The 25,919-nt window shown below is 64.8% G+C and carries 30 protein-coding genes; 17 read left to right on the top strand and 13 right to left on the bottom strand.

The genetic code is table 11. The features are described from left to right. Nucleotides 1-89 precede the first annotated feature (89 nt). The 8 genes from ACQY80_RS07465 to ACQY80_RS07430 all read right to left on the bottom strand — a co-directional run bounded on the left by ACQY80_RS07465 (nt 90) and on the right by ACQY80_RS07430 (nt 5,294). A complete protein-coding gene (locus ACQY80_RS07465; RefSeq protein ID WP_428685160.1) occupies nt 90-428 on the bottom strand; it encodes a DUF1491 family protein in 339 nt (112 codons plus the stop codon). Between the two features lie 18 nt (nt 429-446). Continuing rightward, nucleotides 447-911: a PTS sugar transporter subunit IIA gene (locus ACQY80_RS07460; RefSeq protein ID WP_428685158.1), complete on the bottom strand. Its 465-nt coding sequence runs from the start codon at nt 909-911 to the stop codon at nt 447-449. A 214-nt stretch (nt 912-1,125) separates the two neighbouring features. After that, the gene (hpf, locus tag ACQY80_RS07455; RefSeq protein ID WP_428685156.1) at nt 1,126-1,701 is read right to left on the bottom strand and encodes a ribosome hibernation-promoting factor, HPF/YfiA family; all 576 of its coding nucleotides are present in this window, start codon (nt 1,699-1,701) and stop codon (nt 1,126-1,128) included. A 43-nt stretch (nt 1,702-1,744) separates the two neighbouring features. Next, complete coding sequence (gene dnaQ / locus ACQY80_RS07450) at nt 1,745-2,440, bottom strand: DNA polymerase III subunit epsilon (RefSeq protein ID WP_428685154.1); 696 nt, start codon at nt 2,438-2,440, stop codon at nt 1,745-1,747. 19 nt (nt 2,441-2,459) lie between these two features. Beyond that, on the bottom strand, nt 2,460-3,083 hold the full coding sequence (gene coaE, locus ACQY80_RS07445; protein ID WP_428685152.1) for a dephospho-CoA kinase: 624 nt from the start codon (nt 3,081-3,083) through the stop codon (nt 2,460-2,462). Continuing rightward, nucleotides 3,080-3,892: a shikimate dehydrogenase gene (gene aroE, locus ACQY80_RS07440; protein ID WP_428685150.1), complete on the bottom strand. Its 813-nt coding sequence runs from the start codon at nt 3,890-3,892 to the stop codon at nt 3,080-3,082. Before aroE ends, coaE begins: the two co-directional genes overlap by 4 nt. Further along, nucleotides 3,889-4,485, bottom strand: a complete 597-nt coding sequence (locus ACQY80_RS07435; protein WP_428685148.1) for a Maf family protein — start codon at nt 4,483-4,485, stop codon at nt 3,889-3,891. The genes aroE and ACQY80_RS07435 overlap by 4 nt, the downstream gene beginning before the upstream one ends. Next, the gene (locus tag ACQY80_RS07430) at nt 4,482-5,294 is read right to left on the bottom strand and encodes a pyruvate, water dikinase regulatory protein (protein WP_428685146.1); all 813 of its coding nucleotides are present in this window, start codon (nt 5,292-5,294) and stop codon (nt 4,482-4,484) included. Before ACQY80_RS07430 ends, ACQY80_RS07435 begins: the two co-directional genes overlap by 4 nt. A gap of 411 nt (nt 5,295-5,705) precedes the next feature. On the opposite strand from ACQY80_RS07430, the gene hemE reads away from it, so the two are divergent. The 7 genes from hemE (at nt 5,706) to ACQY80_RS07395 (ending at nt 10,491) form a co-directional block, all read left to right on the top strand. Continuing rightward, a complete protein-coding gene (gene hemE / locus ACQY80_RS07425) occupies nt 5,706-6,668 on the top strand; it encodes a uroporphyrinogen decarboxylase (RefSeq protein WP_428685784.1) in 963 nt (320 codons plus the stop codon). Nucleotides 6,669-6,670: 2 nt separating this feature from the next. After that, nucleotides 6,671-7,120, top strand: coding sequence for a CopD family protein (locus ACQY80_RS07420; RefSeq protein WP_428685144.1), 450 nt, complete (start codon nt 6,671-6,673; stop codon nt 7,118-7,120). A gap of 192 nt (nt 7,121-7,312) precedes the next feature. After that, nucleotides 7,313-8,569, top strand: coding sequence for a transcription termination factor Rho (rho, locus tag ACQY80_RS07415; protein ID WP_179497681.1), 1,257 nt, complete (start codon nt 7,313-7,315; stop codon nt 8,567-8,569). A 9-nt stretch (nt 8,570-8,578) separates the two neighbouring features. Next, nucleotides 8,579-8,872: an antibiotic biosynthesis monooxygenase family protein gene (locus ACQY80_RS07410; RefSeq protein WP_428685142.1), complete on the top strand. Its 294-nt coding sequence runs from the start codon at nt 8,579-8,581 to the stop codon at nt 8,870-8,872. Next, a complete protein-coding gene (locus tag ACQY80_RS07405; protein WP_428685782.1) occupies nt 8,872-9,594 on the top strand; it encodes a TerC family protein in 723 nt (240 codons plus the stop codon). Before ACQY80_RS07410 ends, ACQY80_RS07405 begins: the two co-directional genes overlap by 1 nt. A gap of 32 nt (nt 9,595-9,626) precedes the next feature. Beyond that, a complete protein-coding gene (locus ACQY80_RS07400; protein WP_428685140.1) occupies nt 9,627-10,058 on the top strand; it encodes a hypothetical protein in 432 nt (143 codons plus the stop codon). A gap of 46 nt (nt 10,059-10,104) precedes the next feature. After that, nucleotides 10,105-10,491, top strand: a complete 387-nt coding sequence (locus ACQY80_RS07395) for a DUF1489 family protein (protein ID WP_428685138.1) — start codon at nt 10,105-10,107, stop codon at nt 10,489-10,491. Here ACQY80_RS07395 and ACQY80_RS07390 read toward each other — a convergent pair. The 3 genes from ACQY80_RS07390 to ACQY80_RS07380 are packed head-to-tail and all read right to left on the bottom strand — an operon-like array spanning nt 10,488 to nt 13,175. Further along, entirely contained in the window at nt 10,488-12,065 is a 1,578-nt protein-coding gene (locus ACQY80_RS07390) for an FMN-binding glutamate synthase family protein (RefSeq protein WP_428685136.1), read from the bottom strand. The genes ACQY80_RS07395 and ACQY80_RS07390 overlap by 4 nt on opposite strands. A gap of 16 nt (nt 12,066-12,081) precedes the next feature. Further along, nucleotides 12,082-12,480, bottom strand: coding sequence for a nuclear transport factor 2 family protein (locus ACQY80_RS07385; RefSeq protein ID WP_428685134.1), 399 nt, complete (start codon nt 12,478-12,480; stop codon nt 12,082-12,084). Continuing rightward, on the bottom strand, nt 12,477-13,175 hold the full coding sequence (locus ACQY80_RS07380) for a dienelactone hydrolase family protein (RefSeq protein WP_428685132.1): 699 nt from the start codon (nt 13,173-13,175) through the stop codon (nt 12,477-12,479). The genes ACQY80_RS07385 and ACQY80_RS07380 overlap by 4 nt, the downstream gene beginning before the upstream one ends. A gap of 100 nt (nt 13,176-13,275) precedes the next feature. Here ACQY80_RS07380 and ACQY80_RS07375 point away from each other — a divergent pair, with 100 nt between their 5' ends. From ACQY80_RS07375 to ACQY80_RS07335, 9 genes are all read left to right on the top strand, one after another. Then, nucleotides 13,276-13,563, top strand: coding sequence for a DUF6489 family protein (locus tag ACQY80_RS07375; protein ID WP_428685130.1), 288 nt, complete (start codon nt 13,276-13,278; stop codon nt 13,561-13,563). 11 nt (nt 13,564-13,574) lie between these two features. Next, nucleotides 13,575-14,891 carry a tRNA uridine-5-carboxymethylaminomethyl(34) synthesis GTPase MnmE gene (mnmE, locus tag ACQY80_RS07370; protein WP_428685128.1) on the top strand — a complete coding sequence of 439 codons (1,317 nt, stop codon included), beginning with the start codon at nt 13,575-13,577 and terminating at the stop codon, nt 14,889-14,891. Between the two features lie 75 nt (nt 14,892-14,966). Then, the gene (mnmG, locus tag ACQY80_RS07365; protein ID WP_428685126.1) at nt 14,967-16,838 is read left to right on the top strand and encodes a tRNA uridine-5-carboxymethylaminomethyl(34) synthesis enzyme MnmG; all 1,872 of its coding nucleotides are present in this window, start codon (nt 14,967-14,969) and stop codon (nt 16,836-16,838) included. Between the two features lie 45 nt (nt 16,839-16,883). After that, on the top strand, nt 16,884-17,540 hold the full coding sequence (gene rsmG / locus ACQY80_RS07360; RefSeq protein ID WP_428685124.1) for a 16S rRNA (guanine(527)-N(7))-methyltransferase RsmG: 657 nt from the start codon (nt 16,884-16,886) through the stop codon (nt 17,538-17,540). After that, on the top strand, nt 17,537-18,319 hold the full coding sequence (locus ACQY80_RS07355; protein WP_428685122.1) for a ParA family protein: 783 nt from the start codon (nt 17,537-17,539) through the stop codon (nt 18,317-18,319). Before rsmG ends, ACQY80_RS07355 begins: the two co-directional genes overlap by 4 nt. Continuing rightward, on the top strand, nt 18,320-19,273 hold the full coding sequence (locus ACQY80_RS07350; RefSeq protein WP_428685120.1) for a ParB/RepB/Spo0J family partition protein: 954 nt from the start codon (nt 18,320-18,322) through the stop codon (nt 19,271-19,273). 286 nt (nt 19,274-19,559) lie between these two features. Then, the gene (locus ACQY80_RS07345) at nt 19,560-20,054 is read left to right on the top strand and encodes a DUF4402 domain-containing protein (protein ID WP_428685118.1); all 495 of its coding nucleotides are present in this window, start codon (nt 19,560-19,562) and stop codon (nt 20,052-20,054) included. 217 nt (nt 20,055-20,271) lie between these two features. Beyond that, nucleotides 20,272-21,102, top strand: coding sequence for a fimbrial biogenesis chaperone (locus tag ACQY80_RS07340; RefSeq protein WP_428685116.1), 831 nt, complete (start codon nt 20,272-20,274; stop codon nt 21,100-21,102). 69 nt (nt 21,103-21,171) lie between these two features. After that, the gene (locus ACQY80_RS07335; protein ID WP_428685114.1) at nt 21,172-23,922 is read left to right on the top strand and encodes an MSCRAMM family protein; all 2,751 of its coding nucleotides are present in this window, start codon (nt 21,172-21,174) and stop codon (nt 23,920-23,922) included. A 10-nt stretch (nt 23,923-23,932) separates the two neighbouring features. Here the strand turns inward: ACQY80_RS07335 and ACQY80_RS07330 are convergent, their stop codons facing one another. Continuing rightward, on the bottom strand, nt 23,933-24,307 hold the full coding sequence (locus tag ACQY80_RS07330) for a glycine zipper 2TM domain-containing protein (protein WP_428685112.1): 375 nt from the start codon (nt 24,305-24,307) through the stop codon (nt 23,933-23,935). A 149-nt stretch (nt 24,308-24,456) separates the two neighbouring features. Continuing rightward, nucleotides 24,457-25,068: a glutathione S-transferase family protein gene (locus ACQY80_RS07325; protein ID WP_428685110.1), complete on the bottom strand. Its 612-nt coding sequence runs from the start codon at nt 25,066-25,068 to the stop codon at nt 24,457-24,459. A gap of 113 nt (nt 25,069-25,181) precedes the next feature. Here ACQY80_RS07325 and ACQY80_RS07320 point away from each other — a divergent pair, with 113 nt between their 5' ends. Beyond that, entirely contained in the window at nt 25,182-25,877 is a 696-nt protein-coding gene (locus ACQY80_RS07320; RefSeq protein ID WP_428685108.1) for a helix-turn-helix transcriptional regulator, read from the top strand. The last annotated feature ends 42 nt before the right edge of the window (nt 25,878-25,919 follow it).

Below are 25,919 nucleotides of genomic sequence, written 5' to 3'. Positions count from 1 at the left end.
TTTCCGGATGCTTCACAAAAAGCGAAGCAACCCGCGGAACGACCTACGCGTTATGGGGTGGGCGCCACCTATTGTGCGCCGCAACAGAGTCAAGTTAACGCCGCCCACTCCGCGACGAGTCGTGGCGCATCTGCGATATCCAGTTCAACGATCCAAAGGTCGGGATCGGCGCGTCGCCGCCGTTCCTGGTAGTTTGCAAGGGATTCACCATCTTTTGGGTCGTCGGGTCCGACCGCCTCCCAGATATAGTCGCCCTGCGGTGAAAAGCGGCGCTCGAGCAGCGGGCCGGGCTCGCCGCGTTCGCTGCACTGGACCAGAATGATTCCGGACGTTTCGTCGCCCCTGGCGAGCACAGCCGCGAAGCCGCCGGCCGCTTCGGCGCGGCGGATCAACAGGTCGACGAGAAAACGGCTCTTGAGCCGGGTCATGGAAAAAGCAGCGCGGCGTTACGCCGCATCGCGCGTTTCGGTGTCGAGCAGCATCGCGTAGAGCGCTTCGTCATTCTTCGCGCCGCGCAGCCGTTCGGCGATGCTGTCGTTGCGGAGCATCCGCGACACGCCGGCCAGCGCCTTCAGATGGTCGGCGCCGGCATCGAGCGGCGAAAGCAGGACGAACAGCAGGTCGACCGGCAAGCCATCGACCGCCTGAAAATCGATCGGCCGCGCAAGCTGCAGAAACAGTCCGCGAACGCCCGAAAGATCGGCCAGCTTGGCATGCGGCAATGCGATCCCGCGACCGAAACCGGTCGAGCCGAGGCGCTCGCGCTCAAGCAGGGCTTCGCTGACTTCTCCGGCATCGAGCCCCAGCGAACGCGCGGCAAGATCGCCGACGAACGGAAAAAGTGCCTTTTTCGAATCGAGCTGCACATGCGCGCGCACGGTCGCAGGATAGAGAAGGGAAGAAAGATTCATCGTTCTGGTCAAATCTGCATAGGCACCGGACAAGCGCCCGGGGTCATCGTTGTTTGCAATCGATCGGGAACAATCCTGGCCCCGCAACCCGGCATCGGGCGTCATTGGGCGCGGCCCTTAGGCTGGATGGCGAAGAAAATCCAGTCCTATCGTATAACGATCGGGTGCCCCTTCCGGATGTCCGGGCCGCAAGCAGCCCGGACCCGGCGGCGTTCTAGCGCGGCTCGACCCAGCCGATCGTACCGTCATCGCGACGATAGACCATATTGTGCGTTCCGGTCTTGCTGTTGACGAAGAGCAGCGCGTTGGTGTTGCGCAGATCGAGCATCATCACGGCGTCGGATACGCTGCTGCTCGGAATATCGACGCGCGTTTCGGCGATGATCGCCGGCGCATCGCCAGCATCCTCATCCTCGGCACCGGCGTCGAATACGACATAGGCGGCGTTGTCATCGATCTCGTCGACCGTCGGCGACGGCGCAACGGGACCATTGTTACGATCCTTCAATCGTCGCATGTAGCGTCGCAGCTGCTTCTCGATACGGTCGGCCGCGCCCTCGAACGCGACGTGCGCATCCTGCGCCTGACCGTGTCCCTTGAGCACCAGCCCCTGCATCACATGCGCGACGATGTCGCACTGAAAACTCTCGTGCGGTCCCTTGCCGAAGGTCGCGTGCGCACCGATCGCGCGGGAGAAATATTTGTCGGCAATCGCGTTCATCCGGTCCGACACATGCGACTGAAGCGCTTCGCCGGTTTCGATCTGGTGGCCAGAGACGCGGATTTCCATCTTTCTTCTCCTTCAAGGTCTCGGTGACAACCGGGAGCAGCCGTCACGGACTATCGTGCCACAAAGGTTGATTCAGTGCGGCGACGAATTCGGCATGCCGCGCCAACTCTGTGGCGGTCGCGGTGTGCGGGCGGGGTTCGCGGAATGCCCGCGGCGGTGCCACGGCGCGAACAGGATCGGCGACAAGCGCGGCGGCCGCAGGTGCAGCGCCGAGACCGAGGCCGATCTGCCGCCCCCCCGTCATTTCGATATAGAGATGCGCGAGCAGCTCGGCGTCAAGCAACGCGCCATGTTTGACCCGGTGGCTGCGGTCGATGCCATAGCGCGTACAGAGCGCGTCGAGACTGTGCTTGGCCCCCGGATGAAGCTTGCGCGCCATCTGCACAGTGCAGCACATCCGCCCCATATCGAGGCCAGGGCGCCCGGCCCGGGCGAGCTCGGCGTTCATGAAGCCGAAGTCGAAGGCGGCGTTATGCGCGATCATCGGCGCATCGCCGAGAAATTCGATCAGCTCGTCAACGCGAGTCGCGAACAGCGGCTTGTCGGACAGAAACTGGATCGAAAGCCCGTGCACGGCTTCGGCGGCGGCGGGCATGTCGCGCTCGGGGTTGAAATAGGCGTGGAACGTGACCCCCGTTTCGCGACGGTCGATCAATTCGACGCACCCGATTTCGACCAGCCTGTCCCCGGACTTGGGATCAAATCCCGTGGTTTCGGTATCGAAAATAATCTCACGCATTGAACGGCTAATCTGGACCTTATCGCGCGCGGAAACAAGAGGCGATGGCGCGAACCTGACGATGCGTCACGCTTTTGGGCCGGCCCGTTTCGATAACGAAATCGGCGCGCGCGCGCTTGACCCGGTCGGGAACCTGCAGGCGGCGGATCGCTTTCAGCTTGGCGCGGGTCATTCCGGGGCGGCGCAGCACGCGCTTCGTCTGCATCCACGCCGGCGCCGAGACGACCGCGATCGCACCGACGCGGCGCCAACCGCCTTTTTCGAAGAGCAAGGGGATATCGAGGATGACGACATCGCGCGCGCGGTGCCGCATCAGGAATTTGCGCTGTGCCCTGCCCACCGCCGGATGGATGATCGCTTCGAGCGCGGCGAGTTCGTGGCGGTTACCAAGGACGCGGGCGCCGAGCTTTTGCCGGTCGACGCCGTTCGGCCCGGTGGTGCCGGGAAAGCGCGCCTCGATCGCCGCAACGAGTGCGCCGCCCGGGCCTTGCAGCTTGTGCACCTCGGCATCGGCGTCGAAGACGGGGACGCCCTCGCGCTCGAACATCTGCGCAGCGGTCGACTTGCCCATCCCGATCGAGCCGGTGAGGCCTAGAATGAAGGGCCGCCGCAGTTGCTCGCCGAGGTGCTTGCGAAAGCTCATGCGGTAAGCAAGGCCCGCAAGTCTTCGTCGCGACCCTCGGGGGGCGACTGGCCGAAGAACAGCTCGAAGGCGAGCGCGGCCTGCCCGATCAGCATGTCGAGCCCGTCGACGGTGTCGAGCCCGCGTGCTTCTGCGGCTTTGAGAAGTCCGGTCTGGAGCGGCGCGTAGACGAGATCATATATGATCGCATCCTCGGGCAGCGCTCCGAGGTCGAGGTCGAGCGGTGGCTGGCCGGTCATGCCGAGGCTGCTGCTGTTCACGAGCAGCGAGACGGGCGGAAGCTGGGCATCGAGGGCGACCACATCGCCCTTGAGCCCGAAGGTCGCAAGCAGGCCCATCGCCTTGAGCGGCGAACGGTTCAGGATGGTGACCCGGCCGACATTGGCACGAGCGAGCGCAAACAGCACCGCACGGGCAGCACCGCCCGCGCCGACAACTGCGACGGGCGCGCCTTCGAGGTCGAGTTCGGCGAGCGGCGCATAAAAGCCGGCGGCATCGGTATTGGTGCCGATCAGCGAACCATCGGGCTGGCGGACGATCGTGTTCATCGCACCGATTGTGCCGCGAATATCGCCGGGATCGTCGACCAGATCCATGACGGCGACCTTGTGCGGAATCGTGACGTTGCAACCGCGCCAGTCGGGATCGTCGCGGCGCCCGGCGATATAGGCATCGAGATCGGCGGGCTTCACATGTTCGCGGCGGTAATCGCCGTCGAGGCCGAGCGCATCGAGCCAGAAGCCATGAATCAGCGGTGATTTCGAATGGGCGATCGGATCGCCGATCACCTCTGCATAGGGCTTGCTCATTGCGGTGCGAGTCCGGTGGCGCGCAGCCATGCCATCAGCGGAAGCATCGGCATGCCGATGATCGTCCAGGGGTCGCCCTCGACCCGATCGAATAGTTGCACGCCCGCTCCCTCAATCTCGTAACAGCCGACGGTCCAGCGGATACTGTCCCAGTTCTGCGCGACATAGTCGTCGATGAAGGTGTCCGACAAGGGTCGCATCCACAGCTTCGCCTCGCCGATCGCGCGCCAGACGGGAGCGCCGTCGCGCGCCGCGACCGCAGCACTGAACAGGCGGTGGCGGGTGCCGGCCATGCGGCGAAGATGGTCAGCCGCCTCCTCGGGGGTCGCCGGTTTCGACAGCATCGCGCCATCATCGAGCGCGAGCGTCGAATCGGCGCCAAGGACCGTCACGCCGGGAAGCCGCGACGAAATCTTGATCGCCTTCGCCTCGGCGAGCGCGTCGGAAATGTTGCGCGCGGTTTGGCCAGCTGCAAGCAACGAGGCGGTCAGCGCCTCCTCGTCGACATGCGCGGGGCTCGTCTCGAAGGCGAGGCCGGCGGCGCGGAGCATCGCGGCGCGGCCGCTGCTTTGCGAGGCAAGGAGCAAGGTCATGTTTCGGTGCGGTCCTCGACAAGCTTGATAACCGCCGCGGCGGTTTCCTCGATCGAGCGGCGCGTCACATCGATCACCGGCCAGCCATTGTCGGCAAACATCCGGCGGGCATAGGCGAGTTCGGCTTTTACGCGTTCGTCGTCGACGTAGGAGGTCTCAGGCGCCTGATTGAGCGAGAGCAGGCGGTTGCGCCGAACCTGAACGAGCCGGTCGAGACCGGTGGTGAGCCCGACGACGAGCGGGCGTTTCAGATGATAGAGCGCTTGCGGCGGCGGCGATTCGGGCACGATCGGAATGTTCGCAGTCTTGTAGCCGCGGTTCGCGAGATAGATGCTCGTCGGGGTCTTCGAGGTGCGCGACACGCCGGCAAGAACGATGTCGGCCTGCTCCCAATTCTCCCACCCGATGCCGTCGTCGTGGGCCACGGTAAACTGGATCGCCTCGACGCGTGCAAAATAAGCGGCATCAAGCTGGTGCTGACGGCCGGGACGCGCCTTGGCTTCCTGTCCCAGCATTCGCGACAGTGCGTCGGTGACCGCATCGAGCGCGGGCACGGTCGGCAGGTTGAGCGCCGCAGCCCGGCGTTCGAGGCTGGCGCGCAACTCGCCATTGACGAGGGTGAAGAGGATCATTCCGGGGCTCGCCTGAACTTCGGCAATGATCCGGTCGAGATGCGATTCCGACCGTACCATCGGCCAGAAATGGCGCACGACCTCGACATCGTCGAACTGGGCGATTGCCGCCTTCGCGATATTTTCGAGCGTTTCACCCGTGGAATCGGATATGAGGTGCAGATGGAGGCGGCTCATCGCGCCACCATGGCGGAAAGCCGCGGAAAAAGGCAATCCCGGATCAAACACGGCGTGACGAAAAGGTGGCTGTGGATAAGTTTCGGATAACCGCAGGGACAGAATCTGGACTGTGGATTCATCCCCGGCGCTGCCGATTCCGCTCCACCTGTTGTCCACAAGGGATGAAATTTATCCACAGGCTGTGAATATCGGGGAGAGCACGCAGCGACTCCGTGACGTTACCAGTGACAGCCAGAGTCAATATGTTGGCAAAAGGGACGCTCCGGCCTAAAGCCCCGCTGTCCGCCGACCAACAAACCACCACAATTCTATTTAATTATATATGAAGAGAGAAAGAGGGGCCGCGTGAAGGCGTCGTCGAAGAGCTTGCTCGCTACGCTGCACGGGGTGCGGCAGGAAAAGCCCGCGATGTGGCTGATGCGCCAGGCGGGACGCTATCTCCCCGAATATCGCGCCCTTCGCGAAACCAAGGGCGGATTCCTCGAGCTGTGCTACGACAGCGAAGCGGCTGCCGAGGTGACCTTGCAGCCGATCCGCCGTTTCGGTTTCGACGGCGCGATCCTGTTTTCCGACATTCTCGTCGTCCCGCACGCCCTCGGCCAGAAGCTGTGGTTCGAGGCCGGCGAAGGTCCGCGGCTCGCGCCACCGCTCGTCGATAGCGCCTTGGCGTCACTCGACGCCGCGCATGAGAGGCTCGACCCGGTCTATGGCACCGTGGCGCGCGTCGCGGCATCGCTGCCGGCCGAGACGACCTTTCTGGGCTTTGCCGGCAGTCCCTGGACCGTCGCGACCTATATGGTGGCAGGGCAGGGGTCGAAGGATCAGGCGCAGGCCCGGCGCATGGCGTTCGGCGATCCCGCCGCATTCCAGGCGATCATCGATGCAATCGTCGATTTGAGCGTGACCTATCTGTCCGGTCAGATCGAGAACGGCGTCGAGGCGGTGCAACTGTTCGACAGCTGGGCGGGCAGCCTGTCCCCGGCGCAGTTCGAGCGCTGGGTGATCGCGCCCAATGCCGAGATCGTCCGCCGGCTGAAGGCGCTGCATCCGGACACCCCGGTCATCGGCTTTCCGAAAGGCGCCGGAGGAAAATTGACGGCCTATGCGAACGAGGTCGGCGCCGATGCGATCGGGCTCGACGAGACGGTCGATCCGGTCTGGGCCGACAAGGCGCTGCCCGCACATATCCCGGTGCAGGGCAATCTCGACCCGCTCGCGCTCGTCGCGGGCGGCGAGGCGCTGGATGCGGCGATCGACCGCATCCTTGCAGCGTTCCGGTCGCGGCCCCATATCTTCAATCTCGGTCATGGCATCGTGCCCGATACGCCGATCGCCCATGTCGAGCATCTGATCAAACGCGTGCGGGGATAGGCATGGAACTGGCGGGTTTCCTGGGGTCGGCAACGCTCTGGATCAAAGCGGCGCACGTCATCTTCGTGATCTTTTTCATGGCCGGCCTGTTCATGATGCCGCGCTTTTTCGTCTATCATCACCAGACCGCGGTCGGATCGGACGAAGACGCAAAATGGATCGAGCGCGAAGACCGGCTCCGCAAGATCATTCTTGCACCCGCGATCATCTTCGTCTGGGTCTTCGGGCTGATGCTCGCGTTCAACGGCGACCTTTGGCACGAGGGCTGGTTTCTCGCCAAATTCCTGCTCGTGATTGCCCTGTCGGGCTATCATGGCTGGATGATCGGTTATGCGAAGAAGCTCGCAAAGGGGCAGCGGCCGCTCACCGAAAAGCAGCTGCGTTTGCTCAACGAAGTTCCCGGCATTGCCGCGGTGCTGATCGTCATATTGGTGGTCGTCCGCCCCTTCTGAGGCACCATCTCGGCGCAGCCGCGATTGACTTGGACAAAAGCCGGTTATAGGGGCCGATCAACCCCGCTTCCTGCGGGCGGCGCCCCGCTGCGCCGAGCTATCGAAAACGGTCGTCCCACGGCCGGATAGGCACCCACCGGTGCGACGAATTTAAGTCAAATATCTCCCTGTATCTCTACCTGGAATCCATCCATGCATCTTAAAGAACTCAAAACCAAAGCGCCCGCGCAGCTCGTCGAAATGGCCGAGGAACTGGGCGTCGAAGGCGCTTCGACGCTGCGCAAGCAGGACCTGATGTTCTCGATCCTGAAAGAACTCGCCGAAGAGGGCGAGGAAATCATCGGATCGGGGACGATCGAGGTTCTCCCGGACTCGTTCGGTTTCCTGCGCTCGTCGGACGCCAATTATCTCGCCGGCCCCGACGACATCTATGTCTCGCCGAACCAGGTCCGCAAATATGGCCTGCGCACCGGTGACACGGTCGAGGGAGAGATTCGTGCGCCGCGCGACGGCGAACGCTATTTCGCGCTGACCAAGCTGATCAAGGTCAACTTCGACGATCCCGAGGCGGTGCGTCACCGCGTCAATTTCGATAACCTCACGCCGCTCTATCCGAACCAGAAGCTGTCGCTCGATACGGTCGACCCGACGGTGAAGGACAAGTCGGCGCGCGTCATCGACCTCGTCAGCCCGCAGGGCAAGGGCCAGCGCGCGCTGATCGTCGCGCCGCCGCGCACGGGTAAGACGGTGCTGCTGCAGAATATCGCCAAGGCGATTACCGACAACCACCCCGAGGTCTATCTGATCGTCCTCCTCGTCGATGAACGTCCCGAGGAAGTCACCGACATGCAGCGCAGCGTGAAGGGCGAGGTCGTGTCCTCGACCTTCGACGAACCCGCGACGCGCCACGTCCAGGTCGCCGAAATGGTAATCGAAAAGGCCAAGCGCCTCGTCGAGCACAAGAAGGATGTCGTCATCCTGCTCGACTCGATCACCCGCCTCGGCCGCGCCTACAACACCGTCGTCCCGTCGTCGGGCAAGGTGCTGACCGGCGGTGTCGACGCCAATGCGCTCCAGCGTCCCAAGCGTTTCTTCGGCGCCGCGCGTAATATCGAGGAAGGCGGTTCGCTGTCGATCATCGCCACCGCGCTGATCGATACCGGCAGCCGCATGGACGAGGTTATCTTCGAAGAATTCAAGGGCACGGGTAACAGCGAAATCGTCCTCGACCGCAAGGTTGCCGACAAGCGCATCTTCCCGTCGCTCGACGTCGGCAAGTCGGGTACCCGCAAGGAAGAGCTGCTCGTCGAGAAGGACAAGCTCAGCAAAATGTGGGTGCTGCGCCGGATCCTCATGCAGATGGGCACGATCGACGCGATGGAATTCCTGCTCGACAAGATCAAGGATTCGAAGACCAACGAGGATTTCTTCGACAGCATGAACCAGTAAGCCGCGGCGATGGCCGTTCTCGAACAGGCGCTGCTTCCCGTGCGTGCGGGCAGCGAAGCGGCGTTCGAAGCGGCCGTCGCCGAAGCGCGGCCGCTGATCGAGGCGTCGCCCGGATTTATTTCGCTTCATATTCACCGTCCGACAGGAACCGGACAACCCTATCTGCTGTTGGCGGAATGGCGGTCGGTTGAAGATCATCGGGATGGATTTCGGCAATCGGAACGCTATCAGATGTGGCGCAGCCTGCTGCACCCCTTTTATGACCCGATACCCGAGGTCAGCTATTTCGGAGACGCGCTGTGATGTTTGAACTGATGGTCCAGGCCGGTGCGGCGGCTGGTGGTTTTGGCGGTCCCGCCGAAATCTGGGGCCATATCGTCAACGATTTCTCGAACATCACCGAGCCTGCAGCCTTCGCGACCTTTCTTCAGGTGCTGATGATCGACCTGGTGCTGGCCGGAGACAATGCGATCGTCGTCGGCGCGCTGGCGGCCGGCCTGCCCGCCGAACAGCGCAAGAAAGTGATCCTGATCGGCGTGCTCGCGGCGCTGGTGCTACGCATCGCCTTTGCACTTGTCGTGACGCAGTTGATGCAGATTGTCGGGCTGATCTTCGTCGGCGGCCTGCTCCTGATCTGGGTCGCATGGAAGATGTGGCGCGAGCTGCGTCATACCGGTCAGTCGCATGGATCGCCCGAGATCGAGGGCGACGAGCAATCGGGCCTGAAACCTGCGAAAAGCTTTGCCGGCGCGGCATGGGCGGTTGCCGTCGCCGACGTCAGCATGAGCCTCGATAATGTGCTTGCGGTCGCCGGCGCGGCGCGCGAGCATCCGGGAATCCTGATCGTCGGTCTGATTTTCGCGGTCGCGTTGATGGGCGTCGCGGCGAATATCATCGCCAAATATATCGAGCGCTATCGCTGGATCGCTTACATCGGTCTTGCCGTGATCCTCTATGTCGCAGTCAAGATGATCTACGAAGGCTGGATCGACCCCGCGGTCGGAATGGGCACGCTGTTCGGCTAGACTTTATCGGGCTTCCATCGCATCGTTTGACGATGTCCGACGATGCGATGGTCCCGATTGCCGAGCTGGTGAGCCGCAGCGAGGCCCTGACCGTCGCCGCGATGCTGGATGCTGCTGGAATCATCGTTCACGTCGGCGGCGAGCATTATGCCGGATCGACGTTGGAGGTGTTGGCGATCGGGGGTTTCCGCCTGACCGTTCCCGCCTCGCAGCACGAAGAGGCGAGTGCCATCCTGCGCGAATATCTGGCGGAACCCGTGACGTTCAGCGATGCATTGCGTCGGCGCGTGCTGATGCTGGTCGGGATCGTCGGCCTGACTATCAGCTTGCCGACGGGGTATATATTGTTCGCGATCGGCGAGCTGACGCCATCGACGGCGCTGATGGTGCCGCTTTCGATGCTTGCGACGCCGGTATCGCCCCAAGGCCGCGGCGACTATTATTTGATCGTGGAGGGGAGTTGAACTCTCCGGCCTCCGACCCGATTTCTTGACGATGGCCCAGCTTCATATGACCCGCGTTGCCGTTGGATGTCCCGACTATCCCTCGCTTGCCGACCGGATTGCATCGCGCGCCGAGCAGGGCGAGGTTCGGTTCACGACGCGGTTCAAGCCGAAGCGTGCCGACGAGCTGATCGGCGGCAAGCTGCACTTCATCGTCAAACATACGCTCGTCGGGCGCGTTGAAATCCTCCGCTTCGACGATCGCGACGACGGGCGGATCGATATCGTCTGCGCCGCCCTGCTCGAACGCGTGCATCCGCAGCCGAAGCGCGCGCATCAGGGGTGGCGCTATCTGACCGAAGGCGATGCACCCAAGGGTGTCGGTGATGGCGACGGGATCGGCGATCTGCCGCCCGAACTGTATCGCGAACTCGCGGAACTCAGCCTGATCTAGACAGCGGCGCGAAAGCTGTTGGCGCGCGCCATGGCCCAATAGCGGGCACCTGCGACCGAGTCCGGGTCTTCGAGCAGCACCCCGCGGTCGTAGAATTTATAGATGCGGTCGATCGAGTCCGAGCGCGCCGAATTCAACCGTTCGTGCAGATGGTGCGGCTGGATCTGCCAGGGGCTATCGAGTCCCATCGCGCTGCTGATGTCCCAGAGCGCCGATACCGTCGCGGCCTGAAAGCGCCGGACGCGCTCGGCCTTGTCCTCGACGACGAGCCCGCGCTGGCGGCCCGGATCCTGCGTCGCGACCCCGGTCGGGCATTTGTCGGTATGGCATTTGAGCGACTGGACGCAGCCCAGCGTGAACATGAAGGCGCGTGCGGCGTTCGACCAGTCAGCGCCGAGCGCGCAGTTGACTGCGAGCCCAGCGCCCGAATGCACCTTTCCCGACGCGGCGAGCCGCACCTCTTCCTTCAGCCCGCAGCCGACGAGCGCATTGCGCACGAAGATCAGCCCTTCGCGAAGCGGCATGCCGATGCTGTTCGAAAATTCGACCGGCGCGGCCCCCGTGCCCCCCTCGGCGCCATCGACGACGATATAATCGAGCCGGATGCCGGTCTCGATCATTGCCTTCATGACGGCATAAACCTCGTGCGGCTGGCCGACGCAGAGTTTGATCCCCACCGGCTTGCCGCCCGACAGATCGCGCAGCTTTGCGGCCCATTCGAGCATCTGGATCGGCGTCGAAAAAGCCGAATGCGCGGCCGGCGAGACGCAATCGCGCCCCTCGGGCACATCGCGCGTCGCGGCAATTTCGGCGCTGACCTTCGCGCCCGGCAAGACGCCGCCATGACCTGGCTTCGCACCCTGGCTGAGCTTGATCTCGATCATCTTGATCTGCTCGTTCTGGGCGCGGTCGCGGAAGCGCTCGGGGTCGAATTGACCGCCCTCGTCGCGGCAGCCGAAATAGCCGCTGCCGAGTTCCCAGACGATGTCGCCGCCATGTTTGCGGTGATAGGGGCTGTAGCCGCCTTCGCCGGTGTCATGATAGAAATGGCCCATCCTGGCGCCGAGATTGAGCGCCTCGATCGCGTTCGCGCCGAGCGATCCGAAGCTCATCGCCGAAATGTTGAGCAGCGCGACGTCATAAGGCTTCGTGCATTGCCCGGTGCCGACGCGGACGCGCTGACTGCGGTCGACACCGGTCTTCGGCGCGATGCTGTGGCTCATCCATTCATATTCGTCCGAATAGACGTCGAGTTCGGTACCGAAGGGATGGCTGTCGAGTTCGCCCTTGGCGCGGGCATAAATGATGTCGCGTTCGGTGCGGGCAAAGGGGCGGCCGTCCAGCGGCCCTTCGACGACATAGGAATAAAGGAAGGGGCGCAATTCCTCGAACATCCAGCGGATGCGGGCGATCAGCGGAAAGTTGCGGCGCAGACTGTGGTGCCGCTGCACCGCGTCGTAGATCGCGACGAGAAGCAGCGGCACCCACAGTAGCAAGGTCCAGCGCGCCGGCGCCCACCAGGCTGCGAGCGCGATCGCGGCGATCAGGATCGGGAAGGCGATCAGACGGGGCATGGGCCGCGCTTCGCGTCTATCCGGCCTGCGCCGCGAGCATTGCCGCCATCTTTTCCCACACCTTGTTGATGGCCTTGAGCGGGCGAACCATCACTTTGAAATCACTTATCTTTCCATCTTCGTTCCAGCGGATGATATCGACGCCGTTGATCTGGATACCGTCGAGGCTGCTCTGGAATTCGAGCATCGCCTGATCGCCATCGACGATCTCGCGCAGATAGCGGAAATCGTCGCCGCCAAGGACGTGGCTCGCCGCATGGAGATATGCGAAGACCTTGTCGCGGCCTTCCTGCGGAGTGTGGACCACCGGCGAGTGGAAGACCGCATCCTCGGCGAGCAGATCTTTCAGCGCCTGCGGGTCGCCGCCGCCCGTCATATAGGCGTGCCATGCGGCGAGACCCTCATGCGCGCTCATGCGAGATGCTCGGCGAAGAAGGCGCGGGTGCGGCCGTCGGCGAGCTGCGCGCCGTCCTCGTTGCGGCGGTTGCCCATCGTCGCGGCAAAACCGTGATCGAGACCCTGATAATCGTGGATCGTCACTTTCGGGTGCGGATCGAGCCCTTCGTGAATGACCTTCTGCGCAGCATGGTCGACGAGATGATCCTCGGTCGGGATGTGGAGCATCAGCGGCTTGGCAATCGCATGGCTTTCGCCGAGCATCTGGTCGATCATGACGCCATAATAGCCGACCGACGCGTCGATGTCGGTCCGCGCCGCCGCCATATAGGCCAGACGCCCGCCAAGGCAGAAGCCGACGCCGCCGACCTTCGTCGCACCCTGTGCGTGGAGCCAGCGGATCGCGGCCTCGATGTCTTTCACGCCGTCGTCGGCATCATATTGCCCGAAATAACCAAAGGCTTCCTGCAGTTCGGCCTCTACATCGGGGTTGAGCTCGACCCCGGGGGCAAAGCGCCAGAAGATGTCGGGCGCGATCGCGAGATAGCCTTCGGCCGCCCAGTCGTCGCATTTCTTGCGGATGCCGGCATTCACGCCGAAAATTTCCGGAATGACGATGATCGCGCGCGACGAATCGGCGTCGGGGCGCGCGACATAGGCCGGAATGTCGTTCGTCCCGTCGAGGGCGGGGATCGTCGTGTTCGTGGCGGGCATGGGGGAGGCTCTCCTGTCTCTTGCTTCTTGGTTGTGAAAGCGCGAAGCTAGCCGCCGTTATGGCGCGGCTCAAGCGCCGAAAGGGGCGAAAGGCGAACCCATGAAATTCAATATCGAGATCGATTGCACCCCGGAGGAAGCGCGGCGGTTGTTCGGGCTCCCCGACCTCGAGCCGCTGCACGACATTTATCTCAGCCGCGTCAAGGAATTGATGGCAAAGGGCATCACTCCCGACATGGTGCAGCAGATGGTCAAGACCTGGGTGCCGATGGGCGGCAGCGGGCTGGAACTCGTCCAGTCGCTACTCGGCCAGTTCGGTGGCGGGCTGATGGGCGGAGGCGCGAAGTCGGGTGATGATGACAAGGCCGCCAAGGGGCGCAAGAGCTGAACCAAGATATTGTGAGGAATACGATTTTTGCGCTGTCGAGCGGGATGCCGCCGGCAGCGATCGGCGTCGTACGGATCAGCGGGCCGCAGGCGGGTAGCGCGTTGGAAGCCTTGGCGGGGCGGCTGCCCGCGCCGCGGCAGGCCTCGCTCGCGCTGCTGAAAGATGCGGCCGGTGCGCCGCTGGATCGCGCGTTGATCCTCTGGTTTTCTGGCCCCGCGACTGCGACGGGGGAGGATCTGGGCGAGCTACATCTTCACGGTGGCCGCGCGGTGGTCGCTGCGGTCGAGGCGGCGCTCGCAACCATGCCCGGATTGCGCCGGGCCGAACCCGGCGAGTTCACGCGGCGCGCGTTCGAAAATGGACGGATCGATCTCGCCGAGGCCGAAGGGCTCGCCGACCTGCTCGCCGCCGAGACCGAAAGCCAGCGCGTGCAGGCGCTCGGTATGGCGAGCGGCCATGTGTCGCGCGCGGTCGCGGGATGGCAAGAGCGACTGCTCGGGCTGATGGCGGGCGCCGAGGCCGAACTGAACTTCGCCGACGAGGATGATGTCGACGTTTATGAGGGCGCCGCGCAGCGTCTGATGGCGGGGATGGCCGCGTTGGGCGCCGAGCTTGATGACTGGCTGGCGCGGCCGGCGGCGGAGGTGATCGCCGAAGGGCTGTCGGTGGTGATCGCCGGGCCGCCCAATGCCGGAAAATCGACTCTGATCAATGCTTTGGCGCAGCGGGAGCTGGCGATCGTCTCGCCTGTCGAAGGGACAACGCGCGATGTGATCGAGACGCCGCTCGCACTCGACGGGATTGCAATGCGCTTTTCGGACACGGCGGGCATTCGTGCCGAAGGTGCCGATGCGATCGAGGCGATCGGGATCGATCGGGCGAGGGCGGCGGTCGAAGCGGCCGATATCCTGTTGTGGCTGGGACCCCCCGCGGAGGCACCCGACCATCCGCGCGCGATCCTGATCGCGGCACAGGCGGACAGGTGGCGGGGCGAAGCCGCCGCCGAAGTCGAGGCGGCGCGGTGCGACCTGACGCTGTCGGCGGCGACGGGCGAGGGGATGGACCAGCTCCACCGGATGATCGTCGAGATGGCGCGGACCTTGCTGCCGCGCGAGGGCGAAGCGGCATTGCGCGAGCGGCAGCGCGCGGCCTTGGCCGAGGCAAAACAATGGCTTGCGATCGAAACGGGCACCCGCGAAGCCGAGGATCTGATCCTGATCGCCGAGCGTCTCCGGCTCGCCGCAACGGCGCTCGACCGCATCACCGGGCGCGCGGGCGTCGAGGATATGCTCGACGCGCTGTTCGGGCGTTTCTGCATCGGGAAATGATGTTCCACGTGAAACATCGCACCGGTCGCATGCCGGTGGATTCGCTGCGCGCATTGCGCTAAAGGCGCCGCAATCATGCAGGATTCAGAAATTTTCGATGTCATCGTCGTCGGCGGTGGGCATGCCGGAACCGAGGCCGCCGCCGCCGCGGCGCGGCTGGGCGCGCGCATCGCGCTCGTCAGTTTCGACCCGGCGTTGATCGGAACGATGTCGTGCAACCCGGCGATCGGAGGGCTCGGCAAGGGTCATCTGATGCGCGAAGTCGACGCACTCGACGGCTGGATGGCACGCGCGGCCGACAGCGCGGCGATCCATTACCGGATGCTCAACGCATCGAAGGGCGCGGCGGTGCAAGGGCCGCGTATCCAGGCCGACCGCAAACTCTATCGCGATGCGATTCAGGCTTTGCTCGCCGCCGAACCGGACATTGCCGTGATCGCAGGCGAAGCGGCGGCGCTGCGCCTGTCGGAGGACGGTGCGCACGTCGCGGGACTCGACCTTGCCGACGGAACGGCGCTGACCGCCGGTGCGGTCGTGCTCGCGACGGGGACGTTCCTGGGCGGCAGGTTGTTCCGTGGCGAGGAGCGAATGGAGGGCGGACGAATCGGCGAGGCCGGCGCCCACCGGCTCGCGGAACAGCTTCGCGCCGCCGACCTCCCGATGGCGCGGCTGAAGACGGGGACGCCACCGCGACTCGACGGGCGGACGATCGACTGGTCCCGCCTCGAAGAGCAGCCGTCGGACAGCGTCGATGGCGGCATGTGGACCTGTTCCACGTGGAACACGGGGCGCACTGTCCCGCAGATTTTCTGTGCGATCACGCGGACCAACGTCGATAGCCACGCGATCATAGCGGCCAATCTCGACCGGTCGCCATTGTTCACCGGCGCGATCGGCGCGGCGGGGCCGCGCTATTGTCCGTCGATCGAGGACAAGATCCACCGCTTTGCCGATCGTGACGGACATCAGGTGTTTCTGGAACCCGAGGGCCTCGATTCGACGCTCGTCTATCCGAACGGTATTTCGACCTCGCTCCCCGCCGACGTACAGCTCGCGATGCTGCGGACGATGGAAGGCCTCGAGCAGGTCGAGATGATCGTGCCGGGTTACGCCGTCGAATATGATCATATCGACCCGCGCGCACTCGACCGGACGTTGCAGGTGCGGGCTATCGCGGGACTCTATTGCGCCGGTCAGATCAACGGTACCACCGGTTATGAGGAGGCTGCGGCGCAGGGCTTGATCGCGGGGGCCAATGCGGCGCTGCGCGCCCAGGGTCGCGAGCCGATGATCCTCGACCGCGCCGAATCCTATATCGGGGTGATGGTCGACGATCTGGTGCTGCAGGGCGTGACCGAGCCCTATCGCATGCTCACGGCGCGCGCCGAATATCGACTACGACTGCGCGCCGACAATGCGGCGACGCGGCTGACGCCGAAGGGGATATCGCTGGGACTGGTGCGGCCCGCAACCGCGGCGCTATTCGAGGCGCGACAAGCTGCCCGGACGACGGCTGCGGCGCTGCTCGATGCGCCGGTCGCGAGTGCCGATTATGCTGCAATCGCGATGGCGATTCCCGGCGACGGCGTGATGCGCAAGCGCGTCGAACTGCTCCGCTACCCCGATGTGACGATATCGACGCTGAAGCGGCTTGCACCTGAACTCGACACCATCGACGATGCTGTTCTCGCCGAGCTTGCCGAGGACGCGCATTACGCGCCCTATATTGCGAGGCAGGAAGCCGAGCTGCGCTCGCTTGCTGCGAACGAGGCGATCGGCCTTGACCCCGCGCTCGACTATGCCGCGATAGGGGGGCTGTCGCGCGAGATGGTCGAGCGGTTGAGCAAGGCACAGCCCGAAACGCTGGGGCAGGCGGCGCGGATCGATGGTGTTACGCCGGCCGCACTGACGGCGATCCTCGTGCACAGCAAACGGCGCGCGGCCTGATGGCATATCCGCCTTTCCCGGAAACAATGGAGCGAGGGATTATTTGTGACTGTTGAACTCCTCACCAGCGAGGATGGTGCAAGAGCCTGGATCGAAAAGACCTTCGCTCCGACGCCGCTGCAATGGGAACAACTCGATCGCTTCGCCGCGATGCTGGTTGTCGAGAATGACCAGCAGAATTTGATCGCCGCCTCAACGATCCCGACGCTCTGGGTGCGCCACATAGCCGACAGCGCGCAGCTGCTTTCGCTGGATACCGATGATGACGGGCTCTGGGTCGATTTGGGAAGCGGGGCAGGGCTGCCGGGGTTGGTGATTGCAATCCTGCGCGATCGCCCGATGCTGTTGGTAGAATCGCGAAAGTTGCGGTGCGAGTTTTTGCGGACCGTGGCTGCCGATCTCGGCCTCAAACATGTCGATGTTGCCGAAATGCCGCTCGAGCGCGTCGAAACGCGAGCGGCTTCGATCATCAGCGCCCGCGCCTTTGCGCCGCTCGACAAGCTGATTGCCTTATCCACCCGTTTTTCCACCGAATCGACGCGCTGGCTGCTGCCAAAGGGTCGAAATGCGGTTAAGGAACTGGCGTTGCTGCCGCAGGCATGGCAGAGAATGTTTCACGTGGAACAGAGCCGCACCGACGCCGAAAGCCAGATTTTGGTCGGCGAAGGCCAGATCGGCGCAAAACAGCGAGGAAAGCGATGATCCGTATCGCCGTGGCGAACCAGAAGGGCGGGGTCGGCAAGACGACGACCGCGATCAATCTGGCGACCGCGCTGGCGGCAACGGGCTGGCGGACGCTGATTATCGACCTCGATCCGCAGGGCAATGCTTCGACCGGGCTGGGCATTGCGCAGTCGCAGCGCGAATTTTCGAGCTATGAATTGCTCCGCGGCGACGCGCAGCTTGCCGAATGCGCGGTGCAAACCGCAGTACCGCGCCTCGACATCGTTCCTGCAACGGTCGACCTGTCAGGCGCCGAGATCGAACTGATCGAATTTGCCGACCGCCTCCATCGCCTTGAGCAAGCACTGACGAGTGCCGAGGCGGGGCAGTGGGATATCTGCCTGATCGACTGCCCGCCATCGCTGGGGATGCTGACGCTTAACGCGTTGATCGCGGCCGAATCGCTGATCGTACCACTGCAATGCGAATTTTTCGCGCTCGAAGGGCTCAGCCAGCTGCTTACCACGGTCGAGCGCGTGCGTGGACGCTTCAACCAGAAATTGTCGATCCTCGGCGTCGCGTTGACGATGTTCGACCGGCGCAACCGACTCACCGATCAGGTATCCGACGATGTCCGCGAAGTGTTGGGGCCGGTGGTTTTCGAGACGGTGATCCCGCGCAATGTCCGCCTGTCCGAAGCGCCGAGCCATGGGTTGCCGGCGCTGATCTATGACCATCGCTGCGCCGGATCGGCGGCCTATATCGCGCTTGCACGCGAGCTGATCGACCGGCTCCCCGACATCCGCAAGGCGGCATAAATGTCTGATAACGGAAAAGAAACTGGTGCGCCCACGCCACGGAAACGGCCTTCAGGACTGGGTCGCGGGCTGAACGCGCTGTTCGGTGATGCCGCGGTCGAGGCACCTGTTCTGGCAACGCCCGGCGCGGCAGCCAAGGCGGCGCCGGTGTCGGGCGATGCGGTCCAGCATGTTTCGGTCGGGTCGATCCACCCGCTGCCGAATCAGCCGCGGCGCCATTTCGACGAGGCCGCGATCGCCGAACTCGCCGATTCGATCGGCGCGCGCGGACTGCTGCAGCCGATCATCATCCGCCGCGCGCCCGACGGAAACGGATATCAGCTCGTTGCAGGCGAACGACGCTGGCGCGCAGCGCAGCGCGCCGGGCTGCACCAGATTCCCGCACTCGTCCGCGATCTCGACGATGCCGCAACCTACGAGATTGCGCTCGTCGAGAATATCCAGCGCCAGGATCTGAACGCGATCGAAGAGGCGGGGGCGTATCGCAGGCTGATCGACGATTTCGGGCATAGCCAGGAAGCGCTGGCGAAGCTCGTCGGCAAATCACGCAGCCATGTGGCGAATCTGATGCGCCTGCTCGACCTGCCGCAAAGTGTGCAGGACTTCGTCAGCGACGGATCGCTGTCGATGGGGCATGCGCGCGCGCTGATCGGTGCCGGCGGCGCCGAAGAGATCGCGCGCAAGGTCGTCAAGGAAGGCCTGTCGGTCCGCGCGGTCGAGGCGCTCGTGCGCGAGGGCAGGGGTGGCGGCCGCAAGGCACCGCTCGAGTACAAGAGCATCGATGGCGGTCGAGATCCCGATATCGTCGCGGTCGAACGCCATTTGTCCGAGTTGCTCGGCATCGGCGTCGCCATTCAATATGCCGGGGGCGGCAAGGGTGCGCTGACGCTGAAATTCGCCTCGCTCGACCAGCTCGACATGATTTGCCAGCGGCTCAGCGGCGAATCGATCTGATCCGATTCGAAATGACGGACGTTGCACCGTGCGAATCTTTTTCGCGCGATCGCTTAATTTGTCCCGGTGCGGGCCGTTAACAGGCCCACAGGCGGTCCCCACGACTAGCCAAACCGCGGCCTAAGGCCATGTTTTCGCTCGCTTGCACCCAGCAATGCGGGCCAAACGTATATGCGCTGTTAACCATGCTTGTTGGGCAAAAGCTGAACGGGTCGGCCGCTAAAGGGGTCGGCGAATGGGGTGGGATTTCCATTCGAGTTTCGACTTGTTCAAGGGACCAAATCATATGCGCACCACTGGAATGAAGCGCGCCATCGTCGGCGCCGCGATTGCTGCCCTCGCGATGAACGCCTCGGCGGCGAACGCTGCGACGGCCACGGCAACGGCGAAGGCGAAGATTCTCGCCCCGCTGACGCTCACCAACACCAGCGACCTCGACTTCGGCACGATCGTCAGCGGCACCGCCGCTTCGACCGTCGCGGTTTCGACGGCCGGCGCCGCGACCTGCGGCAGCGGCCTGACCTGCATCGGCACGACGTCGGCAGCCGGCTTCAACCTCGGCGGCACGACCGGCGCGGCCGTTGGCATCAGCGGTCCGGCGACGGTGACGCTGACCTCGGGCAGCAATAACATGACGGCGTCGCTGACCTATTCGGCTGCGAACATGACGCTCGCCGCGACCGGCAACACCTTCTCGGTCGGCGGTACGCTGAACGTCGGTGCAAGCCAGGCGGCGGGCAACTATTCGGGGACGTTCACCGTCACCGCCAACTACCAGTAATCCAGAATTTGGGTGGGGGGCGACGTGCTTTCGGGCACGCCGGCCACATAGAGGGCTCCGGAGTACCAGCCTCCGGAGCCCTTTTTGCGTGGGCGGCGCCGGGCTGCCACATCGACCCCATGGTTAGCAAAATATCAACCATGATGGCGCAACAGGGACGCGACCAACCAAATGGGGCGACAGCCGTCGTCCCGTAACGATTGTGGGGATCGTGTCTATGTTGCGCTTTTTCAAGGGCTTTTGCCTGTTCTCGGCGGCTGCGCTCGGCGTCGCCGCGACGCCCGCATTCGCTGCGGGCGACCTGCTCGTCGCGCCGACGCGCGTCATTCTCGACGGATCGCGCGGCACCGAGGTGGTGCTCAACAATATCGGCAGTGCGCCGGCGACCTATCGTATCAGCCTCGAGGTCAAGCGGATGACGCCCGAGGGCGGACTCGACGAAATCGACGAGGCGAATGCGACGCCCGCCGAACGCGCGGCGCTCGACATGATCGCCTTCAGTCCGCGCCGCGTGACCCTGCCGCCGAACCAGCCGCAGGTGATCCGCGTCGGCGTCCGCATTCCCGAAGGGCTCGCGCCCGGCGAATATCGGGCGCATATGCTGTTCCGCGCGGTGCCCGACGCGGCGCCGGCGATCGCGCTAGATCCCGCGAAACCCGCGCCGACCGGCGTGTCGATCGCATTGACGCCGATCTATGGCATCACGATTCCGATCATCGTCCGCGTCGGCGATCTCGGCGCGACCGCGAAGATCGGCAACGCGTGGGTCGGCGAGACGAAGGACGGTCCCGCGTTCGAATTCGACCTGGCGCGCAACGGCGAACGCTCGGTCTATGGCGACATCGAGGTTACGCGTCCGGGCGTCGCCGAGCCTTTGCTGCTCGCGCGCGGCATTGCGGTCTACCCCGAGGTCGGGACACGCAAGGTATCGCTCCGCGTGCCGCCCGAACTTGCCGCAAAACTGAAGGGTCCGGTACAGATTCGCTATACCGAGGACCGCGAGGTTGGCGGCGGCACGATCGATCGGGCCGACCGGGTGGTGAAGTAGCCGGCAGGGCGGCGGGGCAACCACGGGCGGACGATGCTCCGCGCGGCGCTTCTTCGATGGATTCCGGCTTTGGCGGCCGGGCTGGCGCTGGTCGGGACTGCCCCGGCTGGCGCACAGGCCGTTGAAAAGTCGCCGGTTTCTTCCACCCCCGATAGCTGGACGCCCAATGAAGAGGATCGCTGGCTGTTCGACCTCCGCTCGGGCCAATACCGGCTCGGCGACGGCGTGCGCGGCTATCAGACGCCGCAGGGTCTGTGCGTCGACCTCAATGACATGGTGCTTGCACTCGATCTGATGGTGCGCGTCGACAAGAAGTTGCGCCGCGCAACCGGCTGGGTGTTCGATGAGCGTCGGGCCTTTCTGATCGACCGCGAGGCGGGCGAGGTGCGTACCGGAAGCCAGAGCTTCCGTATCGGCGCGACTGCGATCCGTGACACGCCCGCGGGCTGGTGCGTCGATCTCGACAGCCTGAACAAATGGCTTGGCATTCCGGTCGCCGCCGATCTGTCGAACGCGGTGCTGCGGATCGACACCAAGGAAAAGCTGCCGTTCCAGCTCGCCGCCGAACGCCGCGCGCGTGCCGCCGGGCTGCGGCCGCAGGCCTCGTTCGACCTCGCCAGCCTGCCGCATGCGACGCGGCCGTATCAGACATGGGCGACGCCGTCGGTCGATGTCGTCGCCTCGGCGGGAATCGTCGCGGACCGGAAGGGCGGCTCCTACACGCAGGCGCGCTACGAGATTTTCGCCGCGGGCGAGGTGGTCGGGCAGAGTTTCGACGCCCGGCTGTCGTCCGACGACAAGGGCGAGCCCGAGAGCCTGCGCATGCGTCTCTATCGCACCGATCCCGAGGGGCGGCTGCTCGGCCCGCTGCGCGCGACGCATTATGCGGTCGGCGATGTCAGCCTGCTTGCGACGGGGCTCGTGGCGCAATCGGTGCCGGGGCGCGGCGCGGTGGTCACCAATCGCCCGGTCGAACGGCCCGACAGCTTCGACCGGACGAGTTTTCGCGGCGATCTGCCGGCGGGCTGGGATGCCGAGCTCTATCGCAACGGGCAGTTGCTGGCCTTCACCGCACCGAACAGCGACGGCCGCTACGAATTTCTCGACGTGCCGCTGCAATATGGATCGAACCGCTTCGAGATCGTGATGTACGGCCCGCAGGGTCAGATTCGCCGCGAAATCCGGCAGTTGCAGGTCGGAATCGATTCGATTCCGCCACAGCAGACCTGGTATTGGGCCGGTTTCGCGCAGGAGGACGCCGATCTGCTCGAGTTCGGGCGGCGCGGCGGGGCTTTCCGGCGCGGCTGGCGCGGAACCGCGGGAATCGAACGCGGGCTCGACACGCGCACCTCGATCGCCGCCTATTTCCACAGCCTGATGATCGAGAATGTCCGCCGCAACTATGGCGAGGCGGCGGTACGGCGCTCGATCGGCCCGTCGCTGCTCGAAGTGGCGGGAAGCTATGCCGATGATGGTGCGGCGGCGGTGCGGGCAAGCTGGCTCGCCGCGTTCGGCGACACCAATGTCCGGGCCGACGCGATGCGCGGCTGGGGCGGGTTCGTCTCCGACCGTTTCGTCGGCGGGATCAACGGGCTTTATTCGGTGTCGGTCGATCAGGCGGTCAAGCTTGGCCGGACGGTGGTGCCGCTCCATTTCGACCTCGCGCAGATCGACCGTGCCTCGGGCGTCTCGAACCTCCAGGCCTCGGGCCGCGCCTCGCTGAGTTTCCGGGCGCTGAGCTTTACCGGACAGGTCGACTGGAGCCGCACCAAGGTGCCGGTAGGCCCCGATCCGCCCGACAATCTGACCGCCACCTTGCTCGCCAATGCCCGGATCGGGCGCGTCCGCCTGCGCGGCGAGGCGCGCTTCAACCTGTCGGGGCAGGAAGCCGACACGCGCGTTGCGGTGATCGGCGAATGGGCGGGGAAGGGCGATGCCGAATGGCGCGCCGAGCTTGGCTATGACAAGGGGCTGGAGCGCGGTCGCGCCGGGCTTGGTTATACACGCCGATTCAACAGGTTGCAGCTCACAGGCTTCGGCGAAGTGGCGACGGACGGCTCGGTCGCGGCGTCGCTGTCGCTCGCCTTCAGCTTCGGGCCGAAGCCCGCGAAGAGCGATGGCGGATCGGGCGGCTGGCGGATGTCGAGCGAAAAGCTCGGCGGCCGCGGTCAGGTGATGGCCGATGTTTTCATGGACGATAACGGCGATGGCATCCGCCAGCCGGGCGAAGCAGCGCTGAAAGGCGTGCCGCTGACCGCGGGCAATGCGCTGATCGATGCCGCGACCGATGGCGATGGGCGCGCGATGATCGACGGGCTCGAACCTTTCCGGCCGGTGATGATCGGGATCGACGCGGGCAGTCTGCCCGATCCCTATGTCCAGCCCTCGCTTCCGGGCGTCGTCGTTACGCCGCGCCCCGGAGTCGCGACGCGTGTCGCGTTGCCGATGACGGCCGCGGGCGAGATCGAGGGGGTCATGATCCGCGACGGCGGCAATCCGGTGGAGGGGCTGACGCTGGAACTCGTCGATACCGAAAGCCGCGTGCGCGCGACCGCGCTGACCGAGTTCGACGGATATTTTCTTTTCGAAAGAGTGGCTTACGGCCGATACACGGTCCGCCTAACCACAGCGTCCGCGGCGGCGCTTCGGCTCGATCCGGGGTTCGTGATGGCGGCATCGCCGGGTAAGGCAATGCCACGCGTCAAGCTCGGCACTTTGGCGTTAAAGCCGGTTTCGCGGGCGCTGGCGGCGGGCGCCGCGACGGGGGAAGGCAATGAGGCACGCGGGCCGCCAGCCGGCAAAGCTGACGGCCCGTCGTGAAGCCCTTGGCTTAGCAGCGACGCCCGCCGCGATCGATTTCGCGGCCGATCAATGCGCCGGCCGCGCCGCCGATGATCGTTCCGGGTACGCGGTCGCCATAACGGTCGACCTCGCGGCCGAGAAGCGCCCCAGCGGCACCGCCGACGATCAGTCCGGTCGTTCCGCTACCGCGACGGCATTGGTAGCGATCGCGATAATAGGCCTGCCGATTGTCGCGCCGGTAGTCGCGCCGATAATCACGGCGGTGATCGCGATACCGGTCATGGTCGCGGTGGCCATAGCTATAGCCGCGATGGCGATCGCGGGCCTCGGCTTCGGCGGGGAGCGCGGCTATCGTGCTCGCGCCGATCAGCGCGGTGAGCGCCAGTTTCTTCATCCAGATCATGGTTTTCGTCCAATTGTTTTGGTCCCGAAGCCATCCTAGGGGGCAAAGCTGGCGCCCCGCTGAACCCGCCGTTCAGCTTGGCGCGATGCGGCTCGGCTCGGCGGCGCGACAGGGCATCTCGTCGCGCCGCGCGAGGATCGGATCGCAAATTAGGCTGCGGCGCGCTGGATACCCGATGCCTCGTCGAGCGATTGGCCGCGTACGAGCGCCGGCCGGGTGCAGCGTTCGATATAGGCGTCGATCGCCTCGCTGGCGGGAAAGGCATGGCGGCCAAAGGCCAGTGCGCTGGCAATCAGGAAATCGGCGGCGGAATAAGTGTCGCCGAGCATATAGGGGCCTTTTGCCAGCGCGGACTCGATCCGGTGGATCACCGCATCATAGGAGCGCTGCTTGAGCGGCGAGGCGTCGAGTTCGCCGGTGAAGGCCGCGAACATCGCGGGCTCGAACTCGGCGGCATACCAGGCCATCCAGGTCAGATAGGCGCCGCGCTGTGCGTCGCCGGGCTGCGGTGCGAGGCCCTTGTCGGCGAAAAGATCACACAGATAGAGGGTGATCGCGACCGATTCGGCGAGCATCTGACCCTCATGCTCGATCGCGGGAACGCGCTTGTCGGGGTGCGGATTGGCGGGATCGCCCTTGCCTTCGCCCGTCATCGGCCGGAAGATCGACACCGGCCGAATGGTGTAGGGTGCGCCGAGTTCCTCGAGCAGGCCGATGATGCGCGTCGAGCGGCTCTGCGGTGCGTGGTAAAGCGTAATCATCTAAATTCTCCTGCGTGGAACGGATGCGACGAACTTGCCGCCCGCCGACGAGCCTGTGTAGAAGGGGGCTACTGACAGCATATTGTCAGCAGGATTCGCAGGAGCCTTCTTTCGTGCGCCGCGCCGACCGCTTGTTCCAGATCATCCAATTGCTGCGTCGCTCGTCGCGCGCCGTGACCGCGCGCGAAATGGCCGAGGAACTCGAGGTTTCGGTGCGCACCGTCTACCGCGACGTCGCCGATCTGATCGGCCAGCGGGTGCCGATTCAGGGCGAGGCCGGGTTCGGCTATGTCCTTGGCGCGGGGTACGACATGCCGCCGCTGATGCTGACCGCCGACGAGATCGAGGCAGCGGTGCTCGGCGCGCAATGGGTTGCGGGGCGCGGCGATCCGGTGCTCGCGAATGCTGCGCGCGACCTGATTGCGAAGATTGCCGCGGCGCTTCCCGCCGAACTGCAGCCGATCCTCGCCGAGCCGACGACGGGGACTGGGGGCCCCGGTGCCCGGGTCGTCGACGGTATCGACATCGCGCGCACGCGCCGATGGATCCGCGAAGGGCGCAAGATCCGGCTGTCCTATCGCGACGAAAGCGGCGCAGCGAGCGAGCGGGTCATCTGGCCGGTCGTCATCGGCTATTTCAACGACCGGCGGACGCTCGCCGCCTGGTGCGAGCTGCGGCAGGATTTCCGGCATTTCCGTGCCGACCGGGTGGCCGCGGCGACGTTTCTCGACGAAGGGCATGGCGAACGGATCGCGTCGCTTCGCCAGCGCTGGTTGCGCACGATCCGAAAAAACCCCGGCGACCTGTGACGTTCGGCGCCCCGGCGCCGCGATTCCCCCGCGTATTAACCA

The organism is Sphingopyxis sp. (assembly GCF_965279755.1).
GTDB lineage: Bacteria > Pseudomonadota > Alphaproteobacteria > Sphingomonadales > Sphingomonadaceae > Sphingopyxis.
This window is presented reverse-complemented; position numbering and strand designations above follow the sequence as displayed.